A 24,133-nucleotide genomic window follows, 5' to 3' on the forward strand; every position below is an offset into this window, starting at 1 on the left:
TTCCTCCTGCCGTCGTCGCGCCGCAGGCGAATGACGGTATCCCGATGTTCCGGTTCGCCCCGGAATATTCCGAGTTCCAAAAACATCTATGCAGTGTCGCCCCGGGACGGTGGCGGCGAGATCCTTTTGTCAGCCGCGCCCGGCTCGCGGAACATGTTGCGCATTGCGCAGCGAGGATGGCAAGTACTGATGAGAGGTGCTTTTCGTTGAGCAGTAACGGAGGTGCCGATGTTCACAACCCGCGCAACACTATTGCTGGCTGCCGCGCTCATGGCGGCGCAGCCTGCCCGCGCTCAAGAGCAGCGCGAAGAAACATGGAATGCCAAATTCCAGGCGACCTATGTCTGGCAGGCCAAACCGGCGTTTGCGGCAGCCTATTCCGGCGCCAACAGCCTGCGTCCAGAGCGCGAGAAAAGCTATTCGTTCTCGGCCGACGCCGCCTTCGGCTGGCGGCCCTGGCGGGGCGGGGAATTGTATTTCGACCCGGAAGTCGTGCAGGGCGTGCCGCTGTCGGGCTTGCACGGCTTGGGCGGCATGACCAACGGCGAACAGCAGAAAACCAGCGGCCCCAACCCCACGCTGTACCGCGCGCGGCTGTTCCTGCGCCAGACTTGGGGCCTAGGCGGCGACAGGCAGGAGGTCGAGTCGGACGCCAACCGGCTGGCCGGCGCGGTCGACAAGCGCCGCATCGTGCTCACCGCCGGCAATTTCGCGGTCACTGATGTATTCGATAATAGCGCCTACGCGCACGACGCCCGCGCCCAGTTCCTGAACTGGGCACTGCTGGCGCACGGCGCATACGACTATGCGGGCGACGCGCGCGGCTATACCTGGGGCGCTGTACTCGAATATTTTCACGATGATTGGGCGGTGCGCGCCGGGCGCTTCATGCAGCCGGCCGAATCCAACGGCCTGCCCCTGGATACGCGCATCTTTGCCCATTATGGAGACCAGGTGGAACTGGAACACGCGTACAGCATCGGCCAGCAGCCCGGCAAGCTGCGGCTGCTGGCCTTCCGCAACAAGGCTGAAATGGGCAGTTTCCGCGACGCGCTGGCCGATGCCGCGGTCAACGGCGGCATACCCGATGTGGCTCGGGTGCGCAAGGACAACATCAAGCGCGGTTTCGGCGTCAGCGCTGAACAGAACCTGACGGCCGATCTCGGTGTGTTTGCGCGGGCCAGCCGCAACGACGGCGGCACCGAAACCTACGCCTTCACCGAAATCGAGCGCTCGGTTTCGCTGGGCGGGGCGCTCAAGGGGGCCGCCTGGAAGCGCACGGCCGATACCGTCGGCGTCGCGCTGGTGCGCAACGGGCTGTCGCGCGCGCACCGCGATTATCTGGCGGCGGGCGGCTTGGGCGCGTTCATCGGCGACGGCCGCCTGAACTATCGCCCGGAAACCATTGCGGAGGCATACTACAGCGTCGCGCTGGCGCGTCAGGCTTGGCTGACGTTCGATTTCCAGCGTATCGGCAATCCCGCGTATAACGCCGATCGCGGCCCGGTCAAGGTAGCATCGCTCCGGCTGCACGCCGAATATTAAGATAGAGAAAGGCCAACATGTTCGATCTGTTCGATCCGCAACGCAGCGGCCGCGACTGGCTGGCGGCGCGCCCCAACCGCTGGGACTGGGCGTTGCTGCCGCTGGTGCTGGCGCTGTTGGCCGCGCTCGCCTTCGGTGCGATGCAAATGACCCGGCCGTTTGTCGTCGGCCAGCCGACCGAGATCGCACTCGATCCGATCTATCTGCCGTACTACCTGCTGCGCACCATCCTGCGCATGTTTACGGCGATGGGCTTTTCGCTGCTGTTTTCGTTCGCGTTCGCCGCCGTCGCCGCGCGCTACCGCGCCGCCGAGAAGGTGATGATCCCGATCCTGGACATCCTGCAGTCGGTGCCGATCCTGGGTTTCCAGGCGATCGCAATCGCTCCCTTCATCGCACTCTTTCCCGGCAACCTGCTGGGCGTGGAATGCGCGGCGATCTTCGCGATCTTCACCTCGCAGGCGTGGAACATGACCTTCAGCCTGTACGAATCGATGCGCACCGTGCCGTCCGAGCTCAACGAGGCCGCGCGCGTGTTCCGCCTGTCGGCCTGGCAGCGCTTCTGGCGCCTGGAACTGCCGTACGCCATGCCGGGCCTGCTGTGGAACATGATGATGTCGATGTCGGGCGGCTGGTTCTTCCTGGTGGCGGCCGAGGCGATCTCGGTGGCCGGGCAGGACATCAAGCTGCCCGGCATCGGCGCCTGGATCGCGACTGCGATCGAGCAGGAAAACGGCCGCGCCATCGCCTATGCGATCGCCGCCATGTTGGCCGGCATCGTGCTGTACGACCAGCTGTTCTTCCGGCCGCTGCTGGCCTGGGCCGACAAGTTCCGTTTCGAGGAGTCGCAGGGCGAGACCGCGCAGCAGTCGTGGCTGCTCGACTGGATACGGCGCAGCCGCTGGATGCGCGCGCTTTCCGACCGGTTCTGGGCCCGCATGCGCGGCGCGCTGGGTTGGTTCGGCGGTGCGTCGCAGCGTGCCGGCGACCAGCGCGCGCGCAAGCGGCCGGCGTGGCTGCCGCGCGCCTGGGATGCGCTGGTGGTCGTCGCTGCCGCGCTGGCAGCGATCCGGCTGGTCGTCTACATCCATAGCGACGTCGGCTGGGGCGAAGCGGCGCATGTGGTCGGCCTGGGCATTGTCACGCTCTTGCGCGTGATGCTGCTGATCGGGCTGGCGTCGGCGGTGTGGGTGCCGGTCGCGGTCTGGATCGGGCTGCGCCCGCAGTATTCGCAGCGGGTGCAGGCGGTGGCGCAATTCCTGGCTGCGTTCCCGGTCAACCTGCTGTTCCCGCTGGTGGTCTATGCCCTGGTGGCGTTCCGCCTCAACCCGAATGTCTGGCTGAGTCCGCTGATGGTGTTCGGCACCCAGTGGTACATCCTGTTCAACGTGGTGGCGGGCGCCTCCACTATCCCGACCGAACTGCGGCTGGCGGCCGACAACCTCGGCCTCAAGGGCTGGCTCAAATGGAAGCGCGTGTACCTGCCGGCGGTATTTCCGAGCTACCTGACCGGTGCCATTACTGCCAGCGGCGGCTCCTGGAACGCCAGCATCGTGGCCGAGTACGTCACCTGGGGCAAGACCACGCTGGTGGCCGACGGGCTGGGCAGCTATATCAAGCAGATGACCGATGCCGGCGATTTTCACCGGATCGCGCTGGGCATCGGCGTGATGTGCGTATTCGTGATGTTGTTGAACCGTTTCTTCTGGCGCAAGCTGTACCTGCTGGCCGAAGACCGCAGCCGATGATGAGGATGATGTGATGAGCCGCAATGAATTGATCGAACTGAAGGGCGTCGCCAAGTCGTTCCGCTCGGCCGACGGCGCGCCGCGCACAGTGCTGGAGTCGGTCGACTTCGCGCTGCGGGAGGGCGAGATCGTCGCCCTGCTGGGCAAGTCGGGGTCGGGAAAGTCGACCTTGCTGCGCATCATGGCCGGCCTGATCCCGGCCGACGCCGGCCGCGCCGCGTATCGCGGGCAGGCGATCGGCGGGCCGGTCGGCGGCATCGCGATGGTGTTCCAGTCGTTCGCGCTGTTCCCGTGGCTGACGGTGCAGCAGAACGTCGAGCTCGGGCTGGAAGCGCAAGGCATGCCGCCGGCCGAGCGCGAGCGGCGCGCCGACGCGATGCTGGAGCTGATGGGTCTGGCCGGTTTCGGCGGCGCCTTGCCGCGCGAACTGTCGGGCGGCATGCGCCAGCGCGTGGGCATCGCGCGCGCGCTGGTGACCGACCCCGACGTGCTGCTGATGGACGAGGCGTTCTCCGCGCTCGACGTGCTCACCGGCGAGACGCTGCGCGACGACATCCTGGAGCTGTGGGACAGCCAGCGCATGCCGACGAAGGGCATGCTGATCGTGTCGCACAATATCGAGGAAGCGGTGATGATGGCCGACCGCATCATCATCCTGTCGAGCGACCCGGGCCGGATCCGCAGCGAATTCCGGATCGACCTGCCGCGCCCGCGCAACGCCGATTCGGTCGAGGTCAGGGGGCTGGTGGACGAGGTCTACGGGCTGATGACCATGCGCCCGGCGCAGGAGGCGGCGGCCGAGGTTCTGGCGCGCATGCACCTGGGCTACCGCCTGCCGGACACCGATGTCGAGCACATCGAGGGCGTGCTCGACCTGCTCGCCGACGCCCCGTTCAACGGCCGCGCCGACTTGCCGCAGCTGGCGCAGGAAGCCGAGCTCCCCGACGAAGAGCTGTTCCCGGCTTACGAGGCGCTCGGCCTGCTGGCGCTGGCGCAGGTGGAAAAGGGCGACATCGCGCTCACGCCGCTGGGGCATCGCTACGCCGAGGCCGACCAGGCGCTCAGGCAGGAGATTTTCGGCCAGCAGCTGCTCACGCACGTGCCGCTGGCGGCGCATATCCGGCACCGGCTGGAAGCGGAGCAGAGCGGCACGCTGCCGGAGAAACCGTTCCTGGAGCTGCTGGAGGAATTCCTGAAGGCGGACGAAGCCAAGCGCGTGCTGCAGGTCGCCATCGAATGGGGACGCTACGGCGAGGCGTACGAATACGATTACCATACCGGCCGGCTCAAGCTGCCGGACAGCGAAGAAGAGTGACTAACGGAATTGAAAAGGACTTTCATGCAAGAGGCAGACAGCGGAAAATCCGTGGAGCCCGCCGAGCGCCCGTGGATCGTGCTTGCGACAACCTATGACGTCGAGGCCTGGATCGATAATTACAACCGCGAACTGCAGCGCGCGATCGAAAATACCCGCGCCGTCGGCTACGGCATCTGCTTCCGGCTCGGGCACGGCGGGGAAATCTACCTGCACACCACGTCCGACGGCGACGTACTGCTGGATGTGACGCCGGAAGCGGAGTGGGTCGCGCCGCTGCTCAGCGCCGCGACCGGCGTCGAAGCGCCGCCTGCGCGCATCTGGGCCTTGCCGGGACACACGCTGACGCAATTGGTGCTCGGATTGAGCCCCCTGATCGCCGCCACCAGGATCGTGCTGCAGCACGATTTCAAGATAAGGAAGTACTAGTTTTCGCGTAGGGGAGCCTGCGCCGGTTGGAATAAAAACGTTACTTTTCAGATACTTATCCCTCCGTATTACTCCCGATACACCCCATCGGTCGACTCCGAATACAATGGTCGAGGCACGATTGGTCTGGCTACCGAATGTGCATGACAGGCCAATAGCGTCACTAATAACGATTCGATAGAGGAGATGACCATGGTTTCTGTATTCCTTCGCCGCTTGCTGGCGACGGCTGGCGTGGCGCTGCTGGCGGCGGCGCCGGCGCTCGCGCAGCAGCAGTACATCAACATCCTGACCGGCGGCACCAGCGGCGTGTACTACCCGATGGGCGTGGCGCTGTCGCAGAACTACGCCAAGGCGATCCCGAATGCGAAGACTTCGGTGCAGGCGACCAAGGCTTCGGCCGAGAACCTGAACCTGCTGCAGGCGGGGCGCGGCGAACTCGCCTTTTCCCTGGGCGACTCGCTGTCGGATGCCTGGAAGGGCGACGAGGAAGCCGGCTTCAAGGCGCCGCTGAAAAAGCTGCGCGGCGTGGCCGGCATCTATCCCAACTACATCCAGATCGTCGCGTCCGCCGACTCCGGCATCAAGACCCTGGCCGACCTCAAGGGCAAGCGCATTTCGGTCGGCGCGCCCAAGTCCGGCACCGAGCTGAACGCGCGCGCCATCTTCAAGGCCGCCGGCATGACCTACAAGGATTTCGCCAAGGTCGAGTACCTGCCGTTCGGCGAATCGGTGGAACTGATGAAGAACCGCCAGCTCGACGCGACGCTGCAGTCGGCCGGCCTTGGCGTGTCCTCGCTGCGCGACCTGGCCACCTCGGTCAGGATCGTGGTGGTGCCGGTGCCGGCCGAGGTAGTGGCCAAGGTGGGCGACGCGGCCTACCAGTCCGGCGTGATCCCGGCCAGGACTTATGAAGGCCAGGCGGTCGACGTGCCGACCGCGTATGTGCAGAACTTCCTGGTCACGCACGAGGGCGTGCCGGCCGATACGGTCTACAAGATGACCAAGGCTATCTTCGACAATACCGACCAGCTGATGGCGGCGCATGCCGCCGCCAAGGCGATCAAGAAGGACACCGCGATCAAGGGCATGCCGGTGCCGCTGCATCCGGGCGCCGAGAAGTACTACCGCGAGGCCGGCCTGATCAAGTAAGACCATCATTACAGAGTGCGGGCGGCGGCATGGCGCATCGTGATGCGCCGATGCACGAACCGGCCGACCCGTGCCGCCATTCCATCAAGGAGCACGTTCAATGTCCGAACTCAATCTTCACGCGGCCCCGCCCGGAGGCGCTGCGGGCGGCGCCGCGCCGGCCGCAAGCGAGCAATTCCAGGAACACGGCGTGCAGCGCCATCTGGGCGGCTTGCCGCTGAAAATCCTGACGGCGGCAGCCCTGGCCTTTTCCGGCTACCAGCTGGTGGTCGCCGCCTTTCATCCGCTGTCGAGCCTGGTGATCCGCTCGCTGCACGTGGGCTTTCTGCTGATGCTGTGCTTCCTTCTGTATCCGGCGCTCAAGCTCGGCAAGCACAACCGCATCCCCTGGTACGACTGGCTGCTGGCGGCGGGCGGATTCGCGCTCGGCGCCTATCAATGGATTTTCGAAGCCGACCTGATCCAGCGTGCCGGCGACCCGAGCACGGCCGACCTGGTGGTAGGCACGATCGTGGTGGTGCTGGTGTTCGAGGCGGTGCGGCGCATCCTCGGCCTGGCGCTGCCGCTGGTGTGCGGCGCCTTCCTGCTGTACGGCCTGTTCGGGCAATACCTGCCGGACGCGATCGCGCACCGCGGCTTCGGCTATGACCAGGTCATCGGCCAGCTATTCACCGGCACCGAGGGCATCTACGGCATCCCGACCATGGTGTCGGCGACCTACATCTTCCTGTTCATCCTGTTCGGCGCTTTCCTGGAACATGCCGGCATGATCAACCTGTTCAACGCAATCGCGCTCGGCCTGGTCGGTCAGGCCAAGGGCGGGCCGGCCAAGGTGGCGGTGATCTCGTCCGGCTTCATGGGCACCATTTCCGGCTCCGGCGTGGCCAACGTGCTGACCGTCGGCCAGTTCACCATCCCGCTGATGAAGCGCTTCGGCTATTCGTCGGTGTTCGCCGGCGCGGTGGAAGCGACCTCGTCGATGGGCGGCCAGATCATGCCGCCGGTGATGGGCGCGGTGGCCTTCATCATGGCCGAAACGCTCAACGTGCCCTATGTCGACATCGTCAAGGCGGCGGCCATTCCCGCCATCCTGTACTACGTGACCGCATTCTGGATGGTGCACCTGGAGGCGGGGCGCGCGGGACTGACCGGCTTGCCGAAGGAGCAGTGCCCCAGCCCGCTCGCCGCGCTGAAGAAGAACTGGTACCTGGTCCTGCCGCTGGCGGCGCTGGTGGCCATGCTGTTCCACGGCTTCACGCCGATGTTCGCCGGCATGACCGGCCTGGCGCTGACCGCGATCCTGATTCTCGGCGCCGCCATCGCCGCGCAATTGTCCGGCACGGCGTTCCGCTACGTGTTCTGGGTAGCCTTGGGCCTGGGCGCCGCCACCTTCGTGAAGCTGGGCATCTATCCGGTGCTGGCGATCATCGCGGTGCTGGCCGTGGCCTGCTTGTGGATCAAGGGCGGCAGGAAGACGCTGCACACGATGAAGTCGAGCCTGGTCGACGGCGCCAAGCAGGCGCTGGCGGTGGGCCTGGCCTGCGCCATCGTCGGCGTGATCATCGGCGTGCTGACGCTGACCGGCGCGGCGTCGAGCTTCGCCGGCTTCATCCTCGACGTCGGCGCCAACAGCCTGTTCCTGTCGCTTCTGCTGACCATGATCGTGTGCCTGATCCTCGGCATGGGCATCCCGACCATCCCGAACTACATCATCACCAGCTCGATCGCCGCGCCCGCGCTGCTCAAGCTGGGCGTGCCGCTGATCGTGTCGCACATGTTCGTGTTCTACTTCGGCATCATGGCCGACCTGACGCCGCCGGTGGCGCTGGCCGCGTTCGCCGCCGCGTCGATCGCCAAGGACTCGCCGATGAAGATCGGCTTCAAGGCTACGCAGATCGCGATTGCCGGTTTCGTGATTCCGTACATGGCGGTCTACGATCCGGCGCTGATGCTGCAGGGGGAACTCACGGTCGTGACGGTGGCTTACGTGGTGTGCAAGGCCTTGCTGGCGATCGGGCTGTGGGGCGCGGCTTCGGTCGGTTACCTGTGGACGCCGCTGAAACCGCTGGAGCGACTGATTGCCGTCGTGTCGGCGGCGCTGCTGGTGGCGGCGGTACCGCTGACCGACCAGATCGGCTTTGCGCTGACCGCGGCGTTCTTCATCTGGCAAGTCATGCAGCGGCGCCGGCTGGCGGTCGCATGAGCGCGCTCTGCGTGGCGGCCGCCGCGCTGACGGTGGCGCTGCCGCTGCAAACGTTCACGCTGGCCTGGACTCATTCCATCGAAAAGATCCGCTGGGAAGAGGATTACCGCATCGCCGGCGGCCGGCTGCAGCTGGTCGAGTCGCGCATCCGCGGTTCCGGCGCCGGCATGGAGCCGCCCGAGGGCGCGCGGCTGCAGGATGGCGTCTGGCATTACGTGCCGGCGCTGCCGCCGCTGCCGCGCGTGCGCCTGGCGCGCTCTCCATATGTCGCCGATTACCAGCTGTGCTGGGACGGCGCCTGCCGCGCCATGGCAGACATCGTAGGCCCGGTGGAAGCAGCGCCGGAGGTGGAACTGGCGCCTTGTGATTAGCTCGATTACAGCAGCAGGAAACACGCAGCCGCCACGGCGGTGGGCCCCAATGCAGACAGGAACAGCGTGAGCGGATTGATCGACTGCTCGTCGAAAGACTCGCGCAGGATCGCGAAACCGGCCGGGTTGGGCGCGTTGGCGATCACGGTCAGCCCGCCGCCGGTGACAGCGCCGGCCACCAGCGCGTATTTGGCGCTGTCGGAGATGCCTTCCACCAGCGATCCGAGATAGGTCAGCGCGGCGTTGTCGGTGATCGCGGTCAGGCCGGTGGCGCCGGCGAACAGCACGACCGAATCCAGGCCGCCGATGATCGGCTGCAGCCACCAGCGCTGTTGCCCGCCCAGCACCACCAGCCCGGCCAGGAAGAACGCGACCAACAGCCCTTCGCGCAGCAGCAGCGGTTCCTGGTAGCGCTTGTAGGCATCGGTAAATCCGAGGAAGAACAGGAACAGCCCCATGAATACCGGCGGATGGTGGCTGAAGACGACCGTACCGGCGAGGAACAACAGGTGGATCAGGACGACGGCTGCCGGCATCGGCGACTGTGCGGCCTGCCCCGCCGGCAGCCCCAGCCGGGCCAGTTCGCGCCGGAACAGCCAGGCCGCGGCCGCGGCGTTGACGACGACGGCGACGGCGGCCTTCCAGCCGAACACGCTGCTCATGAAAGCGATGTCCCAGCCCCATTTGTCGGCCACCATCAGTACCGGCGGTGCAGCGTATGGCGTGAGCACGCCCCCGATCGACACGTTCACGAGCAGGATCGCGAGGGTGACGTACTTCAGGCGCTCGGACACGCCGGCGGCGAAATAGCGGTCGCGCAATATCAGTGCCGCCAGTGTCATGGCCGCCGGCTCCGTGATGAACGATCCCAGTAGCGGCACCAGCGTCAGGCACACCAGGTAGCAGGCGATCGGCTCGGCCAGCGGCATCAGGCGCGCGGTCCGGTCCACCAGGCCCCTCGCCAGGTGCAGGATGGGGCGGGTGCTGGCGATGACCAGGATGGCGAACACGAACAGCGGCTCAGTGAAGTCCTGCCCGTCGAGGTAGCCGACCGCGTCCGCGGGAGTCGTTGCCAGCGCCATGAACAGCACCAGGACCAGCGCCCAGAAGCCGAACACCACTTCCACTTCGCCCAGCAGATGCCATAGGCCGGCGTGCCTGCCGCCGGCATGCGAGAGATGGTCGAACCACTTGGCGCCGAACGTGTGCAGCACGGCCAGCCCGAAGATGATCGCTCCGGCGTATTCGGTCAGGTGGGGGGCGCTCATTACATTGAATAGGTGTTATACCGCGCCGATGGCGGGCGGCGGGACCGCCATTGTACAGGCCGTACCGATACGGATTTGTTATGCCGACCACGGCATCGGGGCAGCGATGCGTCCTTGTCCGGGCCCGTGCGGGGAGAGAAGTTGCCTTTAGGCATTAAGCGCAATGATAATATTGACCGGAATCAAGGTTTTTCATCCTTGCGGCACATATCCTGCATGCATCATATTGATATGAGGCAACATTTGTGCCGCAGGCGTCTTGCGCAACCAAAAACAGGTAGAAATAAGGGGAGTACGCGTGTTCAAGAATCTCACTATCAGGGCCCGGCTGATTTTTGTCGTCGGTTTCCTGTCGCTGATGTGTATCGCCGGGGCGATCATCGGATTGTCCAGTCTGTACATGTCCAACGAAGCGGTCAAGGCAAGCTACCAGGAACGGCTGGTGCCGACCGGGCAGCTGGACCAGATCATCCGCCTGATCAAGACCAATGAGCTGGCGGTGGCACAGGCACTGACCGCCGACCCGGCGAGCGTGGGCAAGGAAATGGATGGCGTCGATCAGCGCATCGGGCAGATCAGCCAGCTGTGGAACGCCTACATGACATCATCGCTGTCTCCGAAGGAAAAGGAGCTGGCGGACAAATTCATCGCCGCCCGCAAGAGCTTCGTCGAGGAAGGATTGAAGCCGGCGGTGGCCGCCCTGCGTGAAGCCGATGTCGCCAAGGCTGGCGGCATCATGCGCGACAAGATGAATCCGCAGGCCCAGGCGATCAGCGATGCCGCCAACAGCCTGGTGCAATACCAGCTCGACATGGGCAAGAAGGATTTCGAGGAAAACGAAGTGCGCTATCGCTGGGTGCGCAACTCCTGCGCCAGCGGCATGCTGTTCTCGGTGCTGCTGGGCTCCGTGATCTGCATCTGGCTGGTGCGCGCGATCGCCAAGCCGATGGCCGATGCGGTCAAGGTCGCCAGGAGCGTGGCGGCCGGCGACCTGACCAACAAGATCGAGGTCACCAGCGGCGACGAAACCGGCCAGCTGCTGCAGGCGCTGAAGGAAATGAACGAGGCGCTGGTGCGCATCGTCAGCGAAGTGCGCGGCGGCACCGAGACTATCGCCACCGCGTCCAGCCAGATCGCGTCCGGCAACATGGACTTGTCCGCGCGCACCGAAACGCAAGCCAGTTCGCTGGAAGAAACCGCGTCCTCGATGGAAGAGCTGACCTCCACCGTCAAGCAGAACGCCGACAGCGCCGTCCAGGCCAACCGGCTCGCAATGTCGGCTTCGGAAGTGGCGGTCAAGGGCGGCGCCGTGGTGTCGCAGGTGGTTGATACCATGGGCTCGATCAACGAGTCGGCCAAGAAGATCGTCGACATCATCGGTGTCATCGACAGTATCGCTTTCCAGACCAACATCCTCGCGCTGAACGCGGCGGTCGAAGCCGCGCGCGCCGGCGAGCAGGGCAAGGGCTTCGCCGTGGTCGCCACCGAAGTGCGGCAACTGGCGCAGCGCTCGGCCGCGGCCGCCAAGGAAATCAAGTCGCTGATCGACGATTCCGTGGAAAAGGTCGACACCGGCGCCAAGCTGGTCGACCAGGCCGGCGCGACCATGCAAGAGATCGTCGACAGCGTCAAGCGCGTGACCGACATCATGGGCGAGATCTCGGTCGCCAGCAAGGAGCAGACCGACGGCATCGAGCAGGTCAACCAGGCGATCGCGCAGATGGACGAGGTCACCCAGCAGAATGCGGCGCTGGTGGAAGAAGCCGCGGCGGCGGCTGCCTCGCTGCAGGAGCAGGCGGTCAACCTGTCGCACGTGGTCAGCGTGTTCAAGCTCAACGACCTGCCGCAGGCCGCGCCGGCCGCCGTCAAGGTTGCGGCTGCGCCTTCCGCGCACGTGATTCCGCTCGCCAAGACGCGTCCGGCATCCCCGGTTCCGAGCCCCAAGCGCATCGCCAATGCGCCGCGCGGCAACGACGAAGACTGGACCGAGTTCTAGTTTCTCCGCGCTAAGCGCATCCGGCACGAAAGCAAGCCGGGTTCCCTGTAGCAGGGAGCCCGGTTTTTTTATGCATGCATGTATTTCCGATCGGGCGGAATTCCGTAGACGCTTTTGCATCCAAGCAGACGCCCGCGGCACATGCGGCGGGCGCTCGATTGTTCAACTTTGGTCGCTCGGCGACGAATGGAGAAACGAATGATGACGGATGATCCTATCGGCACACGGGGAGAAGGCGCGTTTCCCGTAGACCAGCCCATGCAGGCACTGGAAAAAGACCACCAGTTTGTGAGACAGTTATTCGACCGGTACGGCAACACCCAGGACCGGCAAGTCAAGCAGGAAGCCGGCCGGCGCATTCTGGAACTGCTGGAAATGCATTCCGCGCTGGAAGAATCGACGTTTTATCCGGCGGTCGCGCAGGCCGATGCCGCGCTGGTCGAGCAGTGCAAGAACGATCACGAGCAGGTCGACCAGATGGTCCAGCAGCTCAAGGGCATGGATGCCGGCGATCCGCAATGCGACCGCCTGTTCCAGCAGTTGCGCGATGATGTGCTGCGGCATATGCAGGTGGAGGAGCAGCAACTGTTCCCGGCGATACGCCAGGCCAACCTCGACCTGCAGGCGATCGGGCTACAGATGCAGGCATTCGAATCGAACATGGCGGCGTCCCGCGCGCGCGACAGTGCCCAGCGCGGCGCGAAGCGTCCCGGCGCATAGGCGGCAGCGCGGCAATTCCCGCTGCGCGTGCTCAGTGCGCCATCAGCACAGGCACCCGCATGGTCTCCAGCACGGTACTGGTCACGCCGCCCAGCAGGATTTCGCGAAAGCGCGCGTGGCCGTAGCCGCCCATCACCAGCAAATCCGCCTGCAACTCGGATACCAGCGCCTGCAGCGCCAGGCCGATGTCGTGTTCGGCGCTGCGTTGCACGACTTCCACCCTGACCTCGTGCCGCGCCAGGTATAGCGCGATATCCGATCCGGGCACGTTGCCGTGAGCCTGTGGCCGAACATGCGGGTTGAAGACCACGACTTGCACGGTCTGGGCGCGCCGCAACAGCGGAATGGCGCTGCTCACCGCGCGCGTGGCCGGCATGCTCGCGTCCCAGGCGACCAGCACATGCTTGCCGATACCCTCGAAGTGGCCGGAGTACGGCACCAGCAGCACCGGGCGCCCGGAATACAGCACCACGTATTCAGGGAAGTCCGGCATCACCACCGGCGACAGTTCGTTCGGATCGTTCTGCCCGATCACCACCAGGTCGGCGTAGCGTGCCTGCAGACAAATGCCGCCGCCCGCTTCGTCATCCACCATCCGCTTTTCGAACGAGGTCAGGCCGAGCTTTTGCGCCGTTGCCTCGAAATCGTCGAGGCCGCGCATGGCGCGCGCATGCAGGAAATCGAGATGCGTCCTGAGGTTCGGATCGAGTTCGGCCAGCATGCGCGCCTGCACCAGGTAGCGCGAGGCGCCGGTCATGGCCGTGCCGATCAGGTGGGCGTTTTCCGCCATCGCGATGGCGGCGGCGATCTTGATGCGTTCGCTCGCATGGGCCGATTCATCCACATGGACGAGCACGGTTTTGTAGGGCATGGCATTCTCCGGCGGCGCGGCCCTGGAAAAGACTCCGAATAGTTTCTTAGACCCGCCTTTTCACGCCAAACAAGGAGGTAGGCGGGAAAATTTGATGGGCGTCAAACAGGTCGGCAAGATCAAGCGATATCCCGCCATGGCCTTGATTTCAGGAGACCTTTACTTAGAATAAATGGAACCGATGAAAGGAGTTTTGCCGCCCGCAGCAATAGCATGCGGGAATGGCAAGACAAAAAGGAGACAGCATGCATTCAGTCCGGGACCGTGTGTCGCAAGCGGCGATGGCGCAACTGGATTCGCAATTGTCGACCACCGCCATGCTGGCGGACAAGGCCGTCGACAGCATCGAACGCTTGAGCGACCTGCATCTCAATCTTGCGCGAGCCACTTTCGAACAGTCGAACCTGGTTGCGCGACAACTCGCCGCGGCGGAAAACGCACGGCAATTTTTCCAACTGGCTGCCGCCCAGGCCAGGCCGAATTCGGAAAGAGTGTTTGATTACGGCTATTATCTGGCGAATATCGCCTCCAGCGCACAGGAAGCCTTCATCAAGGAATTCGGCATGCGCATCGCCGACTGCAACCGCCGACTGCTCGACCTGCTGGCCGATCTCGACCAGGCGGCGCTGCCCGGCGTTGCCCTGGCGGAAGCATTGGTCCAGTCCGTGGCCGGTCCCGCCGGCGCGACCGCGCCCGCGCCCCGGGAGGCCGCGCGCCAGAAAACGGAGGATGCACCCCCCATGGTGCGCTCGGCCGGCGCCGTGCGCGCGAGACGTGGATGACCTGTGGTCACCGCCAGCTTCCGCTTTTATGCCGAGCTGAACAATTTCCTGCCGCCGGCGCAGCGGCAGCGCCGCGTGGCGCACGCCTGCTCGCGCGATGCTTCCGTCAAGCACATGATCGAAGCGCTCGGCGTGCCGCATACCGAAGTCGACCTGATCCTGGTCGACGGTGCGCCGGTCGATTTTTCGCACCGTTTGCATGACCGCGAATCGGTCAGCGTCTATCCGTGCTTTACCGCCATCGATACGGCGGCACTGCCCCGGCTGCGGCCGCTGCCACCGGAACGCTTCATCGCCGATGCCCACCTCGGGCAGCTGGCGAAAAATCTTCGCATGCTCGGCTTCGACGTGTTGTATCGCAATGACTACAGCGATGCCACGGTCGCGCGCATTTCGGCGGAACAAGATCGCATCGTGCTCACGCGCGACCGCGACCTGCTGATACGCAAGGAAATCATCTACGGCTGTTATCTGCACGCCATCTCGTGCGATGCGCAGATCGCCGAAGTGTTCGGCCGCTTCAACCTGGCGCCCCTGGCGCGCGCCTTCAGCCGCTGCCTGAGCTGCAACGGCGTTTTGCGCACGGTGGAAAAGGCCGCCGTCGAACACCGCGTGCCGCAGCATAGCCGCCAGTTCTACGAACGCTTCTACGAGTGCCAGGATTGCGCGCAAGTGTACTGGGAAGGCTCGCATGTGGAACGCATGCGCCTTCGCGTAGCGCGCATGCTGGGGACGGCAGATGCCGAGGAGTAGGCCGGCGCTACCGGCGCAGGAACGCTTTTTTCACATTCCCAATGGACAAAAAATTCTCCACAGCCTGCGAGCGCAACCGCGAACCGATCCTGGCGGTGCTGCGCCCACTGCTCGCCGAAAGTAAACGAGCGCTGGAGATCGGCAGCGGCACCGGGCAGCACGCCGTGTATTTCGCCGCGCAACTGCCGCACCTGCAATGGCAGACCAGCGACTTGCCGCACAATCACGCCAGTATCCTCGCCTGGCAGCAGGAGGCGCGCCTGCCCAACGTGCTCCCGCCGCTGGCGCTCGACGTCGCGTCCGGCGAATGGCCGCGCGGCCCGTACGATGCCGTGTTTTCCGCCAATACCTGCCACATCATGGCGTGGCGCGAAGTGCAGGCGATGTTCGCGGGAATCGGGCGCGTGCTGTGTCCCGGCGGCCTTGCCTGCGTGTATGGTCCGTTCAATTTCGGCGGCCGATTCACCAGCGCCAGCAACGCGCAATTCGATGCAGCATTGAAGATGCAGGCGCCGCACATGGGGATACGCGACTTCGAGGCGGTCAACGCGCTTGCGGCAGAGCAGGGGATGACGCTGCTGGCAGATCACGCGATGCCGGCCAACAATCGACTGCTCATCTGGCGTACCGGCGCGGATTGAGACAACTCAACCTGCGGTGCCGGAATATCAGCTACGGTGTGCGCATTGACTATCAACAGCCCATCTCAAATTGCGCTTTGTCGACGTCACGATGTTTTATACAGCGGAAAGCGGGGGTGTACGCACCTACCTGACCGCAAAAGGAAACTGGCTGGCGCGGCAGACGAGCATCGAGCATGTCGTGGTCGCGCCATCCATGATCGAAGCCAAGGGGGCGCGTTTCATCGGCGTGCCGAGCCTGCCGATTCCTTATGCCAAGGGTTACCGTATGCCGCTGTCATGCCGCATTGCTGCGCATAAAATCCAGCAGTTGCAACCGGACCTGATCGAGGTCGGCGATCCCTATCAGCTTGCATGGGCGGCGCTGCGCGTGCGCGACCGCACCGGCACACCCACCGTCGGCTTTTGCCATTCCGACTTGCCGCGCCTGATCGCGCACCGTTTCGGCCCCGCCGCGCAGCGCCTTGCCAGCCGCTACATGCGCTCGCTCTACCGGCACTTCGACATGGTGCTCGCGCCGAGCCGGACGGTGACGAAGCAACTGCACGACATGGGTATCGCGCAGGCGCGCCACCAGCCGCTTGGCGTCGACATGCGGATGTTTTCCCCGACGCGCAGGAATCCGGCGCTGCGGCGGGAGCTGGGCTTGCCGGAGCAAACCCGGCTGCTCGTTTACGCCGGCCGCTTCACGCGCGAAAAGCGCCTTCCCCTGCTGCTCGACGCGGTGCGCCGCCTGGGCGATCCCTACCACCTGGTCATGATCGGCAGCGGCGGTGCCCTGCCGTCCGCCAGCCGCGTGACCTACCTGCCGTTCCAGCGCGACGCCGCCGCGCTGGCCGGCCTGATCGCGAGCTGCGACATGCTGGTGCATCCGGGCGACCAGGAAACCTTCGGCCTGATCGTGCTGGAAGCCATGGCATGCGGCATCCCGGTGGTCGGCGCCGATGCCGGCGGCATCAGCGAACTGATCGACGACAGCAGCGGCGTGCTGGTGCGGCCCGGCAGCGCGGCGGCGCTGGCCGAAGGCATTCGCCATCTGTACGAAAAGGACATCGGCGCGCTGGGGCGCAACGCGCACCGCCGCACTGCCGCCCAATACGACTGGAGCCGGGTCCTCCCGCAATTGATGCGTCATTACGCCAGCCTGTTTGCCGCCCACCGCCAGGTGGAGTTCGGCGTAGGAAGCTCGTATGCACCAGACTGAGCCCTTGCGCGCGGTATGCGTGTCGATCCACGACGTCGCGCCCGCCACCTGGCTGCAGTGCGAGCGGCTGTTGCGCGCGGTGCGCTCGGTGGCCGACATTCCGGTCAGCCTCCTGGTCGTGCCGGCCTACCATCGCCAGCGCCATGCCTGCAACCGCCGCTTCGAGCGGGCGCTCGAATATCGGCTCGCGCGCGGCGACGAGCTGGTATTGCACGGCTATACCCATCTCGACGAGGCGCCGCGGGCTCAGGGCTGGCGCGACAGCTTTGTGCGGGAAATTTATACCCGCCGCGAAGGCGAGTTTTATGCGATCGACAGCGACGAGGCACGGCGCCGCCTGCGGCTCGGCTGGGACTGGTTCGCGCAACGCGGCTGGCCGCTGGAGGGATTCGTCGCGCCGGCCTGGCTGATGGGCGAGGGCGGGTGGCGCGCGCTGGCCGATTTCCCGTTCACCTATACCACGACGCGGCGCCGCTTTCACCTGCTGCGCAACGGTTGCGCGCTGCATTCGCAAAGCCTGGTCTACACGGTGCGCAGCTCATGGCGGCGCCAGATGTCGTGCGCATGGAATGCCATGCTGCTGCGCTCGCTGACGGACAATCCGCTGTTGCGCATCAGCCTGCATCCAATCGACGCCAGCTATCCCGACATCGTGCGGCATTTCTACCGGATGATCGAGTCGGCGCTGGAAGGCCGACGCGCCATGACGAAAGCGGCATTCGCGAATGCCTATCAGGCCAGCCTTGCCGGCGCGCCCGAGGCGGTGGGCGCAGGGGCGGCGCTGGCAGCGCAGCGGGAGTGAGCCTGTCCTGCTTGATATGCGGCTGAGGGCCCGCTTGTCGAGTGGAGCAGGACGACGAGGGAATCAGGCGCCGACCACCGAGTAGTTGCCGGAATTGTTTTCCAGCCAGCGGCGCGACAGGTCGCTTTCCTGCTGCGACGGGTGGAAATCCTCGCGGAAGTAGTCGCGCCAGGCCCGGTAGGATTGCCGCAGCACGCCGCGCTTGCCGAACAGGTAGCCGGCGCCGCTCTTCCAGGTGCGCCATTGCCACAGCGTGCCGTCGCGCCGCAGGTTGTTCATGGTCTGGCGCAGCACGTCGGTCAGGAAGAAGAAGGTCGTGCGGCGGAACCAGGCGATGCGGCGATCGTGCGATCCGTCCAGCGCGCAATACAGGTCGAACGCGGTGCTCTTGTGTTCGGACTCCTCCGCGCTGTGCCACAGCCACAGGGTTTTCAGGCGCGGTTCCGCGCCGTCGAGCAAGTCATGGTTACGCAGCATCCAGTCGGCAAAGATCGCGGTGAAGTGCTCGTAGCCGGCGGTGATGGCCAGCGCATGGCGCGGATCGAGGCCTTCGATCAGCTTCTGGCGTTTCAGCGCGCGCGGGCCCCAGGCATTCTGCAGTCCCTGCTTTTCCAGGTGGCCGTTGAACAGCCCGTGCAGGCGGCGATGCGTCGCTTCCTGGCCGACGAAGCCCTGCACCTCTTTGCGGAACTGTTCCTGCTTGTCGAGCGGCAGTGCCTTGAAGCCGTTGCGGACCGCATCGATGAAAAACTGTTCGCCGACCGGGAAACTCATCGACAGCGCATTGAAGAACGCGGAGCGGAAGGCATCCCCGCCATGCCAGTGCCGGTCGAACGGCGTTTCCAGATCGATCAGCAGGCGGCGCACGACGAGGTCGGTCATGATGGAGTCCCCAATGGTTGCAATTATTCTTTGATAGCGGAAATGGTACTGCTTGGTACCATGCGATAATGGTGGTGTTCATTGCCGGTACTGTCAAGTACCAATCGATTTGCCAAGGAGATGAATCAAATGTTCAGCAGCGAGGTTGCCGGCAACCCGCATCGGGCGCGTTTGCTCGAGGGAATGGCGCATGCCGTCGCGAGCAAGGGCTACGCCGAAACCACGATTGCCGACATCGTGCGCGCCGCAAGCGTGTCGCGGCGCACCTTCTACGAACATTTTTCCACCAAGGCCGATTGCCTGATCGCACTGTACGAAGCCGCCAGCCTTAATGCGCTCAACGTACTGCGCCACGCCATCGACGCGAACCGCGACTGGCACGACCAAGTGGAGCAGGCGATGCGCGCCTACCTCGGCTGCCTGTCGCAGAACCCGGTGCTGATCCGCACCCTGTTCATCGAGATTCTCGGCCTGGGCGCGGCCGGCCTCATGGCGCGGCGCCGCGCGCATGACCAGATCGTCGCCTTCATGCTGGACGTGGTGAATGGGCAGCGCAGCGGCAACGGCGAGCGGCCGCCGCTGTCGGCGGACATGGCGCTGGCGGTGGTGGGCGGCATCCACGAGCTGGTGCTGCGCGCCATCGAGCGCGAGCGGGTGGGCCTGCTGGAAGAACTGGTGGCGCCGGCCGTGCAGCTGGTGCGCGCGGTCGCCTAAGATGCCGAACAGGCTCTGACCTCAAGCGCAGGCAAAGCCCCCCTTCCAAAAATCCAGATTGTCACTTCGCCAGTGCGGGCACACACTGCGCAGGGTCCTCAACACACGATTCCTGCACAGATCATCATGGATAGCGCTTCCCTCGACTTGGCTTTTCTGCAACAGTGGACTGGCAAGACCGAGCAACATCACGACACCATTTCCCCCAACATGGCCGCCGCGCTGGCCGCCGTGCTCGACCGCGCGGTGCCGCCGCAGCCGGGCGAGGCATTGCCGCCGCTGTGGCACTGGATTTATTTCTGGTCGATTCATGCGCAATCCGAAGTCGGCCCGGACGGGCACGCCAAACGCGGCGGCTTTTTGCCGCCGGTGCCGCTGCCGCGCCGCATGTGGGCCGGCGGCCGGCTGACGTTCGACGCGCCGCTGCCGATCGGCACGCCCGCCACCCGCACTTCGCGCATCCTGAACGTCACCGCCAAGCAGGGCCGGAGCGGCAACCTGGCCTTCGTCACGGTGCAGCACCAGATCGCGCACGGCGGCACCGTCGCCATCACCGAAGAACATGACATCGTCTACCGCGACATGCCGGCCAAGGGCGCCGAAGCGCCCGCGCCGAAGCCGGCGCCGGCCGACGCCGCCTGGTCGCGCACCGTCACGCCCGATCCGGTGCTGCTGTTCCGCTATTCGGCGCTCACCTTCAACGGCCACCGCATCCACTACGACCGCAGCTACGTCACCGAGGTAGAGGGCTACCCGGGCCTGATCGTGCACGGCCCCTTGATCGCCACGCTGCTGGTCGACCTGTTGTACCGCAACCGGCCCGAGGCCCAGCTGGCCGCATTCGAATTCCGCGCCGTCGGGCCGATCTTCGACATCGAACCGTTCGAGGTGTGCGGGCAGCCCGCCGCCGACGGCCGCACCGTCCAGCTGTGGGCCAAGAATATTCGCGGCGAGCTTGCGATGCAGGCCACCGCCACGCTCAAGAACTAATTCAGGAGTACATCAATGACAGCCCAGCACGACGCCTACCAGGACATCCGCGACGCGGTGCGCAGCCTGTGCGCCGAATTTCCGGCCGAATATTTTCGCAAGATCGACGAGGAGCGCGGCTATCCCGAGCAGTTCGTCGACGCATTGACCCATGCCGGCTGGCTGGCCGCGCTGATTCCGCAGGAATACGGCGGATCCGGCCTGGGCCTGACCGAAGCCTCGGTCATCATGGAAGAGATCAACCGCTCCGGCGGCAATTCCGGCGCCTGCCACGGCCAGATGTACAACATGGGCACGCTCTTGCGCCACGGCTCGGAGCAGCAGAAGCGCCAGTACCTGCCGAAGATCGCCACCGGCGAGCTGCGCCTGCAGTCGATGGCGGTGACCGAGCCGACCACCGGCACCGACACCACCAAGATCAAGACCGTCGCGGTGAAGAAGGGCGACCGCTACGTGGTCAACGGCCAGAAGGTGTGGATCTCGCGCGTGCAGCATTCCGACCTGATGATCCTGCTGGCGCGCACCACGCCGCTGGCGGACGTGAAGAAGAAATCGGAAGGCATGTCGATCTTCATCGTCAACCTGCACGATGCGATCGGCAAGGGCATGACCGTGCGGCCGATCCCGAACATGGTGAACCATGAAACCAACGAGCTGTTCTTCGACAACCTGGAGATCCCGGAAGAGAACCTGATCGGCGAGGAGGGCAAGGGCTTCAAGTACATCCTCGACGGACTGAACGCCGAGCGCACGCTGATCGCCGCCGAATGCATCGGCGACGGCTACTGGTTCATCGACAAGGTGGTGAAGTACGCCAACGAGCGCGTGGTGTTCGGCCGCCCGATCGGCCAGAACCAGGGCGTGCAGTTCCCGATCGCGCGCGCCTTCGTCAACGTCGAGGCGGCCAGCCTGATGCGCTTCAAGGCGGCGGAGCTGTTCGACGCCCGGCAGCCGTGCGGCACCCAAGCCAACATGGCGAAGATGCTGGCGGCGGACGCCTCCTGGGAAGCGGCCAACGCCTGCCTGCAGTTCCACGGCGGCTTCGGCTTTGCCTGCGAATACGATGTCGAGCGCAAGTTCCGCGAAACCCGCCTGTACCAGGTCGCGCCGATCTCGACCAACCTGATCCTGTCGCATGTGGCGGAGCACGTGCTCGGCCTGCCGCGTTCGTTCTGAGGAGATGAGCATGCGCCCATTGGATGGAATCACCGTCGTCACCCTGGAACACGCGATTGCCGCGCCATTCTGCACCCGCCAGCTGGCCGACCTCGGCGCACGCGTGATCAAGGTCGAGCGCCCCGGCGTGGGCGACTTCGCGCGCGCCTATGACGAACGCGTCAACGGCCTAGCCTCGCATTTCGTGTGGACCAACCGCTCGAAGGAAAGCCTGACGCTCGACGTCAAGCACGAGGAGGCGACCGTGATCCTCGACAAGCTGCTGGAAGGCGCCGACGTGCTGGTGCAGAACCTCGCGCCCGGTGCGGCGGCGCGCCTCGGCCTGTCGTACGACGCCTTGCGCGAAAAATTCCCGCGCCTGATCGTGTGCGACATTTCCGGCTACGGTTCGGACGGTCCCTACCGCGACAGGAAAGCCTACGACTTGCTGATCCAGAGCGAATCGGGCTTCCTGTCGATCACCGGCACGCCGGAAGAACCGGCCAAGGCGGGCTGCTCGATCGCCGACATTTCCGCCGGCATGTATGCGTACAGCAATATCCTCGCGGCGCTGATTCAGCGCGGCAAGACCGGCAAGGGCTGCAACATCGATGTGTCGATGCTGGAGAGCATGGTCGAGTGGATGAGCTATCCGCTGTACTACGCCTTCGATGGCGCTTCGCCGCCGCCACGCGCCGGCGCCGCGCATGCCACGATCTATCCGTACGGCCCGTTCCCGGCCGGCGACGGCAAGACGGTCATGCTCGGCTTGCAGAACGAGCGCGAATGGGTGGCCTTCTGCGACAAGGTGCTGCGCCAGCCGGAACTGGCGACCGATGAGCGCTTTTCGTCGAACTCGCGCCGCACCGTGGCGCGCGCCGAACTGCGGGCGATCATCGTCGACGTGTTTGCCGCGATGAGCGCCGAGCAGGTGATCGCCCGCCTGGACGAGGCTCAGATCGCCAATGCCCACATGAACGACATGCACGACTTGTGGCAGCACCCGCAGTTGAAAGCGCGCGAGCGCTGGACCGAGGTCGACACGCCCGCCGGCAAGGTGCCTGCGCTGCTGCCGCCCGGCGTGCCCAATACGTACACCTCGCGCATGGACCCGATTCCCGCGCTGGGCCAGCATACCGACGGCATCCTGCGCGAACTCGGCTACGCGGACGACGCCATCGTGAAACTGCGCCAGCAAAAAGCCATCTGAACCATATCCGGAGACACGCCGACATGACCGATCATCCCAGCAAGACCCTCGCGGCCTTCGCCGCCAACCTGCGCTTCGAAGACATTCCGCCGGCGGTGGTGCGGCGCGCGGAAGACCTGCTGCTCGACTGGTTCGGCTCGGCCGTTGCCGGCAAGGGTGCGCGCCCGGTGGAAACCATCGAGCGCTTCGCGCGGCAGATGGGGCCGGACAGCGGCGCCGCCGAGGTGCTGATCTCGCGCCGCCGCACCTCGCCGCTGTTCGCGGCCATGGTCAACGCCGCTTCGTCGCACGTGGCGGAACAGGATGACGTGCATAACGGTTCGGTATTCCACCCGGCAACGGTCGTGTTCTCGCCCGCGCTGGCCGTGGCGCAGGAGTTGCGCTGCTCCGGCCGTGAACTGCTGACCGCCTCGGTCGCCGGCTACGAAGTCGGCATCCGCATCGGCGAATTCCTCGGCCGCTCGCACTACAAGATTTTCCACACCACCGGCACCGTCGGCACCGTCGCCGCCGCGGCCGCCGTCGGCCGCCTGCTGAAACTCACGCCGGAGCAGATGCTCGACGCCTTCGGCTCGGCCGGAACGCAAGCTGCCGGCCTGTGGGAATTCCTGCGCGACGCCGCCGATTCCAAGCAGCTGCATACCGCGCATGCCGCCGCCGCCGGGCTGACGGCCGCCTATCTCGCCAGGGACGGCTTTACCGGCGCCAAGCGCATCCTGGAAGGCGCGCAGGGCATGGCCGCCGGCATGTCGTGGGAAGCCGACGCGGCGAAACTGACCGACCGCCTCGGGCAGCGCTGGGCGCTGGCGGAAACCTCGTTCAAGTTCCACGCATCGTGCCGCCATACCCATCCCGCCGCCGACGCCTTGCTGCAGGTCGTCACCGAACACAACCTGGCGCCGGAACAGATCGCCGCCGTGAACGCGCAGGTGCATCAGGGAGCGATCGACGTGCTCGGCCCGGTCGTGAATCCGCAGACCGTGCACCAGGCGAAATTCTCGATGGGCACCGTGCTCGGCCTGATCGCCCAGTTCCAGCGCGCCGGCATGAAGGAATTCGAAGACCATTTCAACGATCCGCGCATCGCCGCATTCCGCGCCAAGGTCGGCATGACGCTCGACCCCGAAGTCGACGGCGCCTATCCGGCGCGCTGGATAGGCAAGGTGGAAGTGCGGACCGTGGATGGGCGCACGCTGCTCGGGCGCGTCGACGAACCGAAGGGCGATCCGGGCAACACGCTGTCGCGCGACGAACTGGAACAGAAAGCGCTGCGCCTGGCGCAGTTCAGCGGCGGCGCCACGGAGCAGGAAATGCAGGCCGTGTTCCGCCAGCTGTGGGATATCGAACGCGCCGCCGCGGTCGGCCATTTCCTCACCTGAGAG

General features: G+C 65.3%; 22 protein-coding genes. 19 read left to right on the top strand and 3 right to left on the bottom strand.

The annotated features are described in order from the left end of the window. Positions 1-228 precede the first annotated feature (228 nt). From FAY22_RS02380 to FAY22_RS02410, 7 genes are all read left to right on the top strand, one after another. On the top strand, positions 229-1,545 hold the full coding sequence (locus FAY22_RS02380; RefSeq protein WP_246860629.1) for a carbohydrate porin: 1,317 nt from the start codon (positions 229-231) through the stop codon (positions 1,543-1,545). A gap of 17 nt (positions 1,546-1,562) precedes the next feature. Further along, positions 1,563-3,293, top strand: coding sequence for an ABC transporter permease subunit (locus tag FAY22_RS02385; RefSeq protein WP_146328743.1), 1,731 nt, complete (start codon positions 1,563-1,565; stop codon positions 3,291-3,293). 13 nt (positions 3,294-3,306) lie between these two features. Further along, on the top strand, positions 3,307-4,608 hold the full coding sequence (locus FAY22_RS02390; RefSeq protein ID WP_146328744.1) for a nitrate/sulfonate/bicarbonate ABC transporter ATP-binding protein: 1,302 nt from the start codon (positions 3,307-3,309) through the stop codon (positions 4,606-4,608). A gap of 24 nt (positions 4,609-4,632) precedes the next feature. Continuing rightward, positions 4,633-5,037: a hypothetical protein gene (locus FAY22_RS02395; RefSeq protein ID WP_146328745.1), complete on the top strand. Its 405-nt coding sequence runs from the start codon at positions 4,633-4,635 to the stop codon at positions 5,035-5,037. Between the two features lie 192 nt (positions 5,038-5,229). After that, on the top strand, positions 5,230-6,189 hold the full coding sequence (locus FAY22_RS02400; protein ID WP_146328746.1) for a TAXI family TRAP transporter solute-binding subunit: 960 nt from the start codon (positions 5,230-5,232) through the stop codon (positions 6,187-6,189). 100 nt (positions 6,190-6,289) lie between these two features. Beyond that, the gene (locus FAY22_RS02405) at positions 6,290-8,392 is read left to right on the top strand and encodes a TRAP transporter permease (RefSeq protein ID WP_146328747.1); all 2,103 of its coding nucleotides are present in this window, start codon (positions 6,290-6,292) and stop codon (positions 8,390-8,392) included. Next, positions 8,389-8,763: a DUF1850 domain-containing protein gene (locus tag FAY22_RS02410; protein WP_146328748.1), complete on the top strand. Its 375-nt coding sequence runs from the start codon at positions 8,389-8,391 to the stop codon at positions 8,761-8,763. Before FAY22_RS02405 ends, FAY22_RS02410 begins: the two co-directional genes overlap by 4 nt. A 5-nt stretch (positions 8,764-8,768) precedes the next feature. Here the strand turns inward: FAY22_RS02410 and FAY22_RS02415 are convergent, their stop codons facing one another. Then, a complete protein-coding gene (locus FAY22_RS02415; protein WP_146328749.1) occupies positions 8,769-10,031 on the bottom strand; it encodes a putative Na+/H+ antiporter in 1,263 nt (420 codons plus the stop codon). A 298-nt stretch (positions 10,032-10,329) separates the two neighbouring features. Here FAY22_RS02415 and FAY22_RS22565 point away from each other — a divergent pair, with 298 nt between their 5' ends. Then, on the top strand, positions 10,330-12,027 hold the full coding sequence (locus FAY22_RS22565; RefSeq protein WP_146328750.1) for a methyl-accepting chemotaxis protein: 1,698 nt from the start codon (positions 10,330-10,332) through the stop codon (positions 12,025-12,027). A gap of 198 nt (positions 12,028-12,225) precedes the next feature. Then, the gene (locus tag FAY22_RS02425; RefSeq protein ID WP_168204739.1) at positions 12,226-12,747 is read left to right on the top strand and encodes a hemerythrin domain-containing protein; all 522 of its coding nucleotides are present in this window, start codon (positions 12,226-12,228) and stop codon (positions 12,745-12,747) included. Positions 12,748-12,778: 31 nt separating this feature from the next. On the opposite strand, the gene FAY22_RS02430 is transcribed toward FAY22_RS02425, so the two are convergent. Then, entirely contained in the window at positions 12,779-13,618 is an 840-nt protein-coding gene (locus tag FAY22_RS02430; protein WP_146328752.1) for a universal stress protein, read from the bottom strand. Between the two features lie 245 nt (positions 13,619-13,863). On the opposite strand from FAY22_RS02430, the gene FAY22_RS02435 reads away from it, so the two are divergent. The 5 genes from FAY22_RS02435 (at position 13,864) to FAY22_RS02455 (ending at position 17,800) form a co-directional block, all read left to right on the top strand. Then, complete coding sequence (locus FAY22_RS02435) at positions 13,864-14,400, top strand: phasin family protein (protein WP_168204740.1); 537 nt, start codon at positions 13,864-13,866, stop codon at positions 14,398-14,400. Positions 14,401-14,403: 3 nt separating this feature from the next. Beyond that, entirely contained in the window at positions 14,404-15,153 is a 750-nt protein-coding gene (locus FAY22_RS02440; RefSeq protein WP_146328754.1) for a Mut7-C RNAse domain-containing protein, read from the top strand. A 41-nt stretch (positions 15,154-15,194) separates the two neighbouring features. After that, positions 15,195-15,794: a DUF938 domain-containing protein gene (locus tag FAY22_RS02445; protein ID WP_146328755.1), complete on the top strand. Its 600-nt coding sequence runs from the start codon at positions 15,195-15,197 to the stop codon at positions 15,792-15,794. A gap of 91 nt (positions 15,795-15,885) precedes the next feature. After that, the gene (locus FAY22_RS02450; RefSeq protein ID WP_168204741.1) at positions 15,886-16,998 is read left to right on the top strand and encodes a glycosyltransferase family 1 protein; all 1,113 of its coding nucleotides are present in this window, start codon (positions 15,886-15,888) and stop codon (positions 16,996-16,998) included. After that, on the top strand, positions 16,985-17,800 hold the full coding sequence (locus FAY22_RS02455) for a DUF2334 domain-containing protein (RefSeq protein WP_146328757.1): 816 nt from the start codon (positions 16,985-16,987) through the stop codon (positions 17,798-17,800). Before FAY22_RS02450 ends, FAY22_RS02455 begins: the two co-directional genes overlap by 14 nt. Positions 17,801-17,863: 63 nt before the next feature. Here the strand turns inward: FAY22_RS02455 and FAY22_RS02460 are convergent, their stop codons facing one another. Further along, entirely contained in the window at positions 17,864-18,682 is an 819-nt protein-coding gene (locus FAY22_RS02460; RefSeq protein ID WP_146328758.1) for a metal-dependent hydrolase, read from the bottom strand. Between the two features lie 129 nt (positions 18,683-18,811). Here FAY22_RS02460 and FAY22_RS02465 point away from each other — a divergent pair, with 129 nt between their 5' ends. The 5 genes from FAY22_RS02465 to FAY22_RS02485 all read left to right on the top strand — a co-directional run bounded on the left by FAY22_RS02465 (position 18,812) and on the right by FAY22_RS02485 (position 24,130). Further along, the gene (locus tag FAY22_RS02465; RefSeq protein ID WP_246860630.1) at positions 18,812-19,396 is read left to right on the top strand and encodes a TetR/AcrR family transcriptional regulator; all 585 of its coding nucleotides are present in this window, start codon (positions 18,812-18,814) and stop codon (positions 19,394-19,396) included. A 126-nt stretch (positions 19,397-19,522) separates the two neighbouring features. Further along, entirely contained in the window at positions 19,523-20,386 is an 864-nt protein-coding gene (locus tag FAY22_RS02470) for a MaoC family dehydratase N-terminal domain-containing protein (protein WP_146328759.1), read from the top strand. Positions 20,387-20,401: 15 nt separating this feature from the next. Continuing rightward, positions 20,402-21,562, top strand: a complete 1,161-nt coding sequence (locus FAY22_RS02475) for an acyl-CoA dehydrogenase family protein (RefSeq protein WP_146328760.1) — start codon at positions 20,402-20,404, stop codon at positions 21,560-21,562. 10 nt (positions 21,563-21,572) lie between these two features. Further along, positions 21,573-22,751 (top strand): CaiB/BaiF CoA-transferase family protein, encoded by a 1,179-nt coding sequence (locus FAY22_RS02480; RefSeq protein ID WP_146328761.1) that lies wholly within the window; start codon positions 21,573-21,575, stop codon positions 22,749-22,751. Positions 22,752-22,774: 23 nt separating this feature from the next. Beyond that, positions 22,775-24,130, top strand: a complete 1,356-nt coding sequence (locus tag FAY22_RS02485) for an MmgE/PrpD family protein (protein WP_146328762.1) — start codon at positions 22,775-22,777, stop codon at positions 24,128-24,130. Positions 24,131-24,133 lie beyond the last annotated feature (3 nt).

This window comes from Noviherbaspirillum sp. UKPF54, from assembly GCF_007874125.1.
In the GTDB taxonomy this organism is placed as follows: Bacteria; Pseudomonadota; Gammaproteobacteria; order Burkholderiales; family Burkholderiaceae_D; genus Noviherbaspirillum.

Coding starts and splice junctions, on each gene's coding strand:
- FAY22_RS02395 (WP_146328745.1), top strand. CDS start 4,633: ATGCAAGAGGCAGACAGCGGAAAATCCGTGGAGCCCGCCGAGCGCCCG.
- FAY22_RS02475 (WP_146328760.1), top strand. CDS start 20,402: ATGACAGCCCAGCACGACGCCTACCAGGACATCCGCGACGCGGTGCGC.
- FAY22_RS02455 (WP_146328757.1), top strand. CDS start 16,985: ATGCACCAGACTGAGCCCTTGCGCGCGGTATGCGTGTCGATCCACGAC.
- FAY22_RS02430 (WP_146328752.1), bottom strand. CDS start 13,618: ATGCCCTACAAAACCGTGCTCGTCCATGTGGATGAATCGGCCCATGCG.
- FAY22_RS02380 (WP_246860629.1), top strand. CDS start 229: ATGTTCACAACCCGCGCAACACTATTGCTGGCTGCCGCGCTCATGGCG.
- FAY22_RS02405 (WP_146328747.1), top strand. CDS start 6,290: ATGTCCGAACTCAATCTTCACGCGGCCCCGCCCGGAGGCGCTGCGGGC.
- FAY22_RS02485 (WP_146328762.1), top strand. CDS start 22,775: ATGACCGATCATCCCAGCAAGACCCTCGCGGCCTTCGCCGCCAACCTG.
- FAY22_RS02425 (WP_168204739.1), top strand. CDS start 12,226: ATGATGACGGATGATCCTATCGGCACACGGGGAGAAGGCGCGTTTCCC.
- FAY22_RS02435 (WP_168204740.1), top strand. CDS start 13,864: ATGCATTCAGTCCGGGACCGTGTGTCGCAAGCGGCGATGGCGCAACTG.
- FAY22_RS02450 (WP_168204741.1), top strand. CDS start 15,886: ATGTTTTATACAGCGGAAAGCGGGGGTGTACGCACCTACCTGACCGCA.
- FAY22_RS02465 (WP_246860630.1), top strand. CDS start 18,812: ATGTTCAGCAGCGAGGTTGCCGGCAACCCGCATCGGGCGCGTTTGCTC.
- FAY22_RS02400 (WP_146328746.1), top strand. CDS start 5,230: ATGGTTTCTGTATTCCTTCGCCGCTTGCTGGCGACGGCTGGCGTGGCG.
- FAY22_RS02480 (WP_146328761.1), top strand. CDS start 21,573: ATGCGCCCATTGGATGGAATCACCGTCGTCACCCTGGAACACGCGATT.
- FAY22_RS02385 (WP_146328743.1), top strand. CDS start 1,563: ATGTTCGATCTGTTCGATCCGCAACGCAGCGGCCGCGACTGGCTGGCG.
- FAY22_RS02445 (WP_146328755.1), top strand. CDS start 15,195: ATGGACAAAAAATTCTCCACAGCCTGCGAGCGCAACCGCGAACCGATC.
- FAY22_RS02470 (WP_146328759.1), top strand. CDS start 19,523: ATGGATAGCGCTTCCCTCGACTTGGCTTTTCTGCAACAGTGGACTGGC.
- FAY22_RS02390 (WP_146328744.1), top strand. CDS start 3,307: ATGAGCCGCAATGAATTGATCGAACTGAAGGGCGTCGCCAAGTCGTTC.
- FAY22_RS02415 (WP_146328749.1), bottom strand. CDS start 10,031: ATGAGCGCCCCCCACCTGACCGAATACGCCGGAGCGATCATCTTCGGG.
- FAY22_RS02410 (WP_146328748.1), top strand. CDS start 8,389: ATGAGCGCGCTCTGCGTGGCGGCCGCCGCGCTGACGGTGGCGCTGCCG.
- FAY22_RS02460 (WP_146328758.1), bottom strand. CDS start 18,682: ATGACCGACCTCGTCGTGCGCCGCCTGCTGATCGATCTGGAAACGCCG.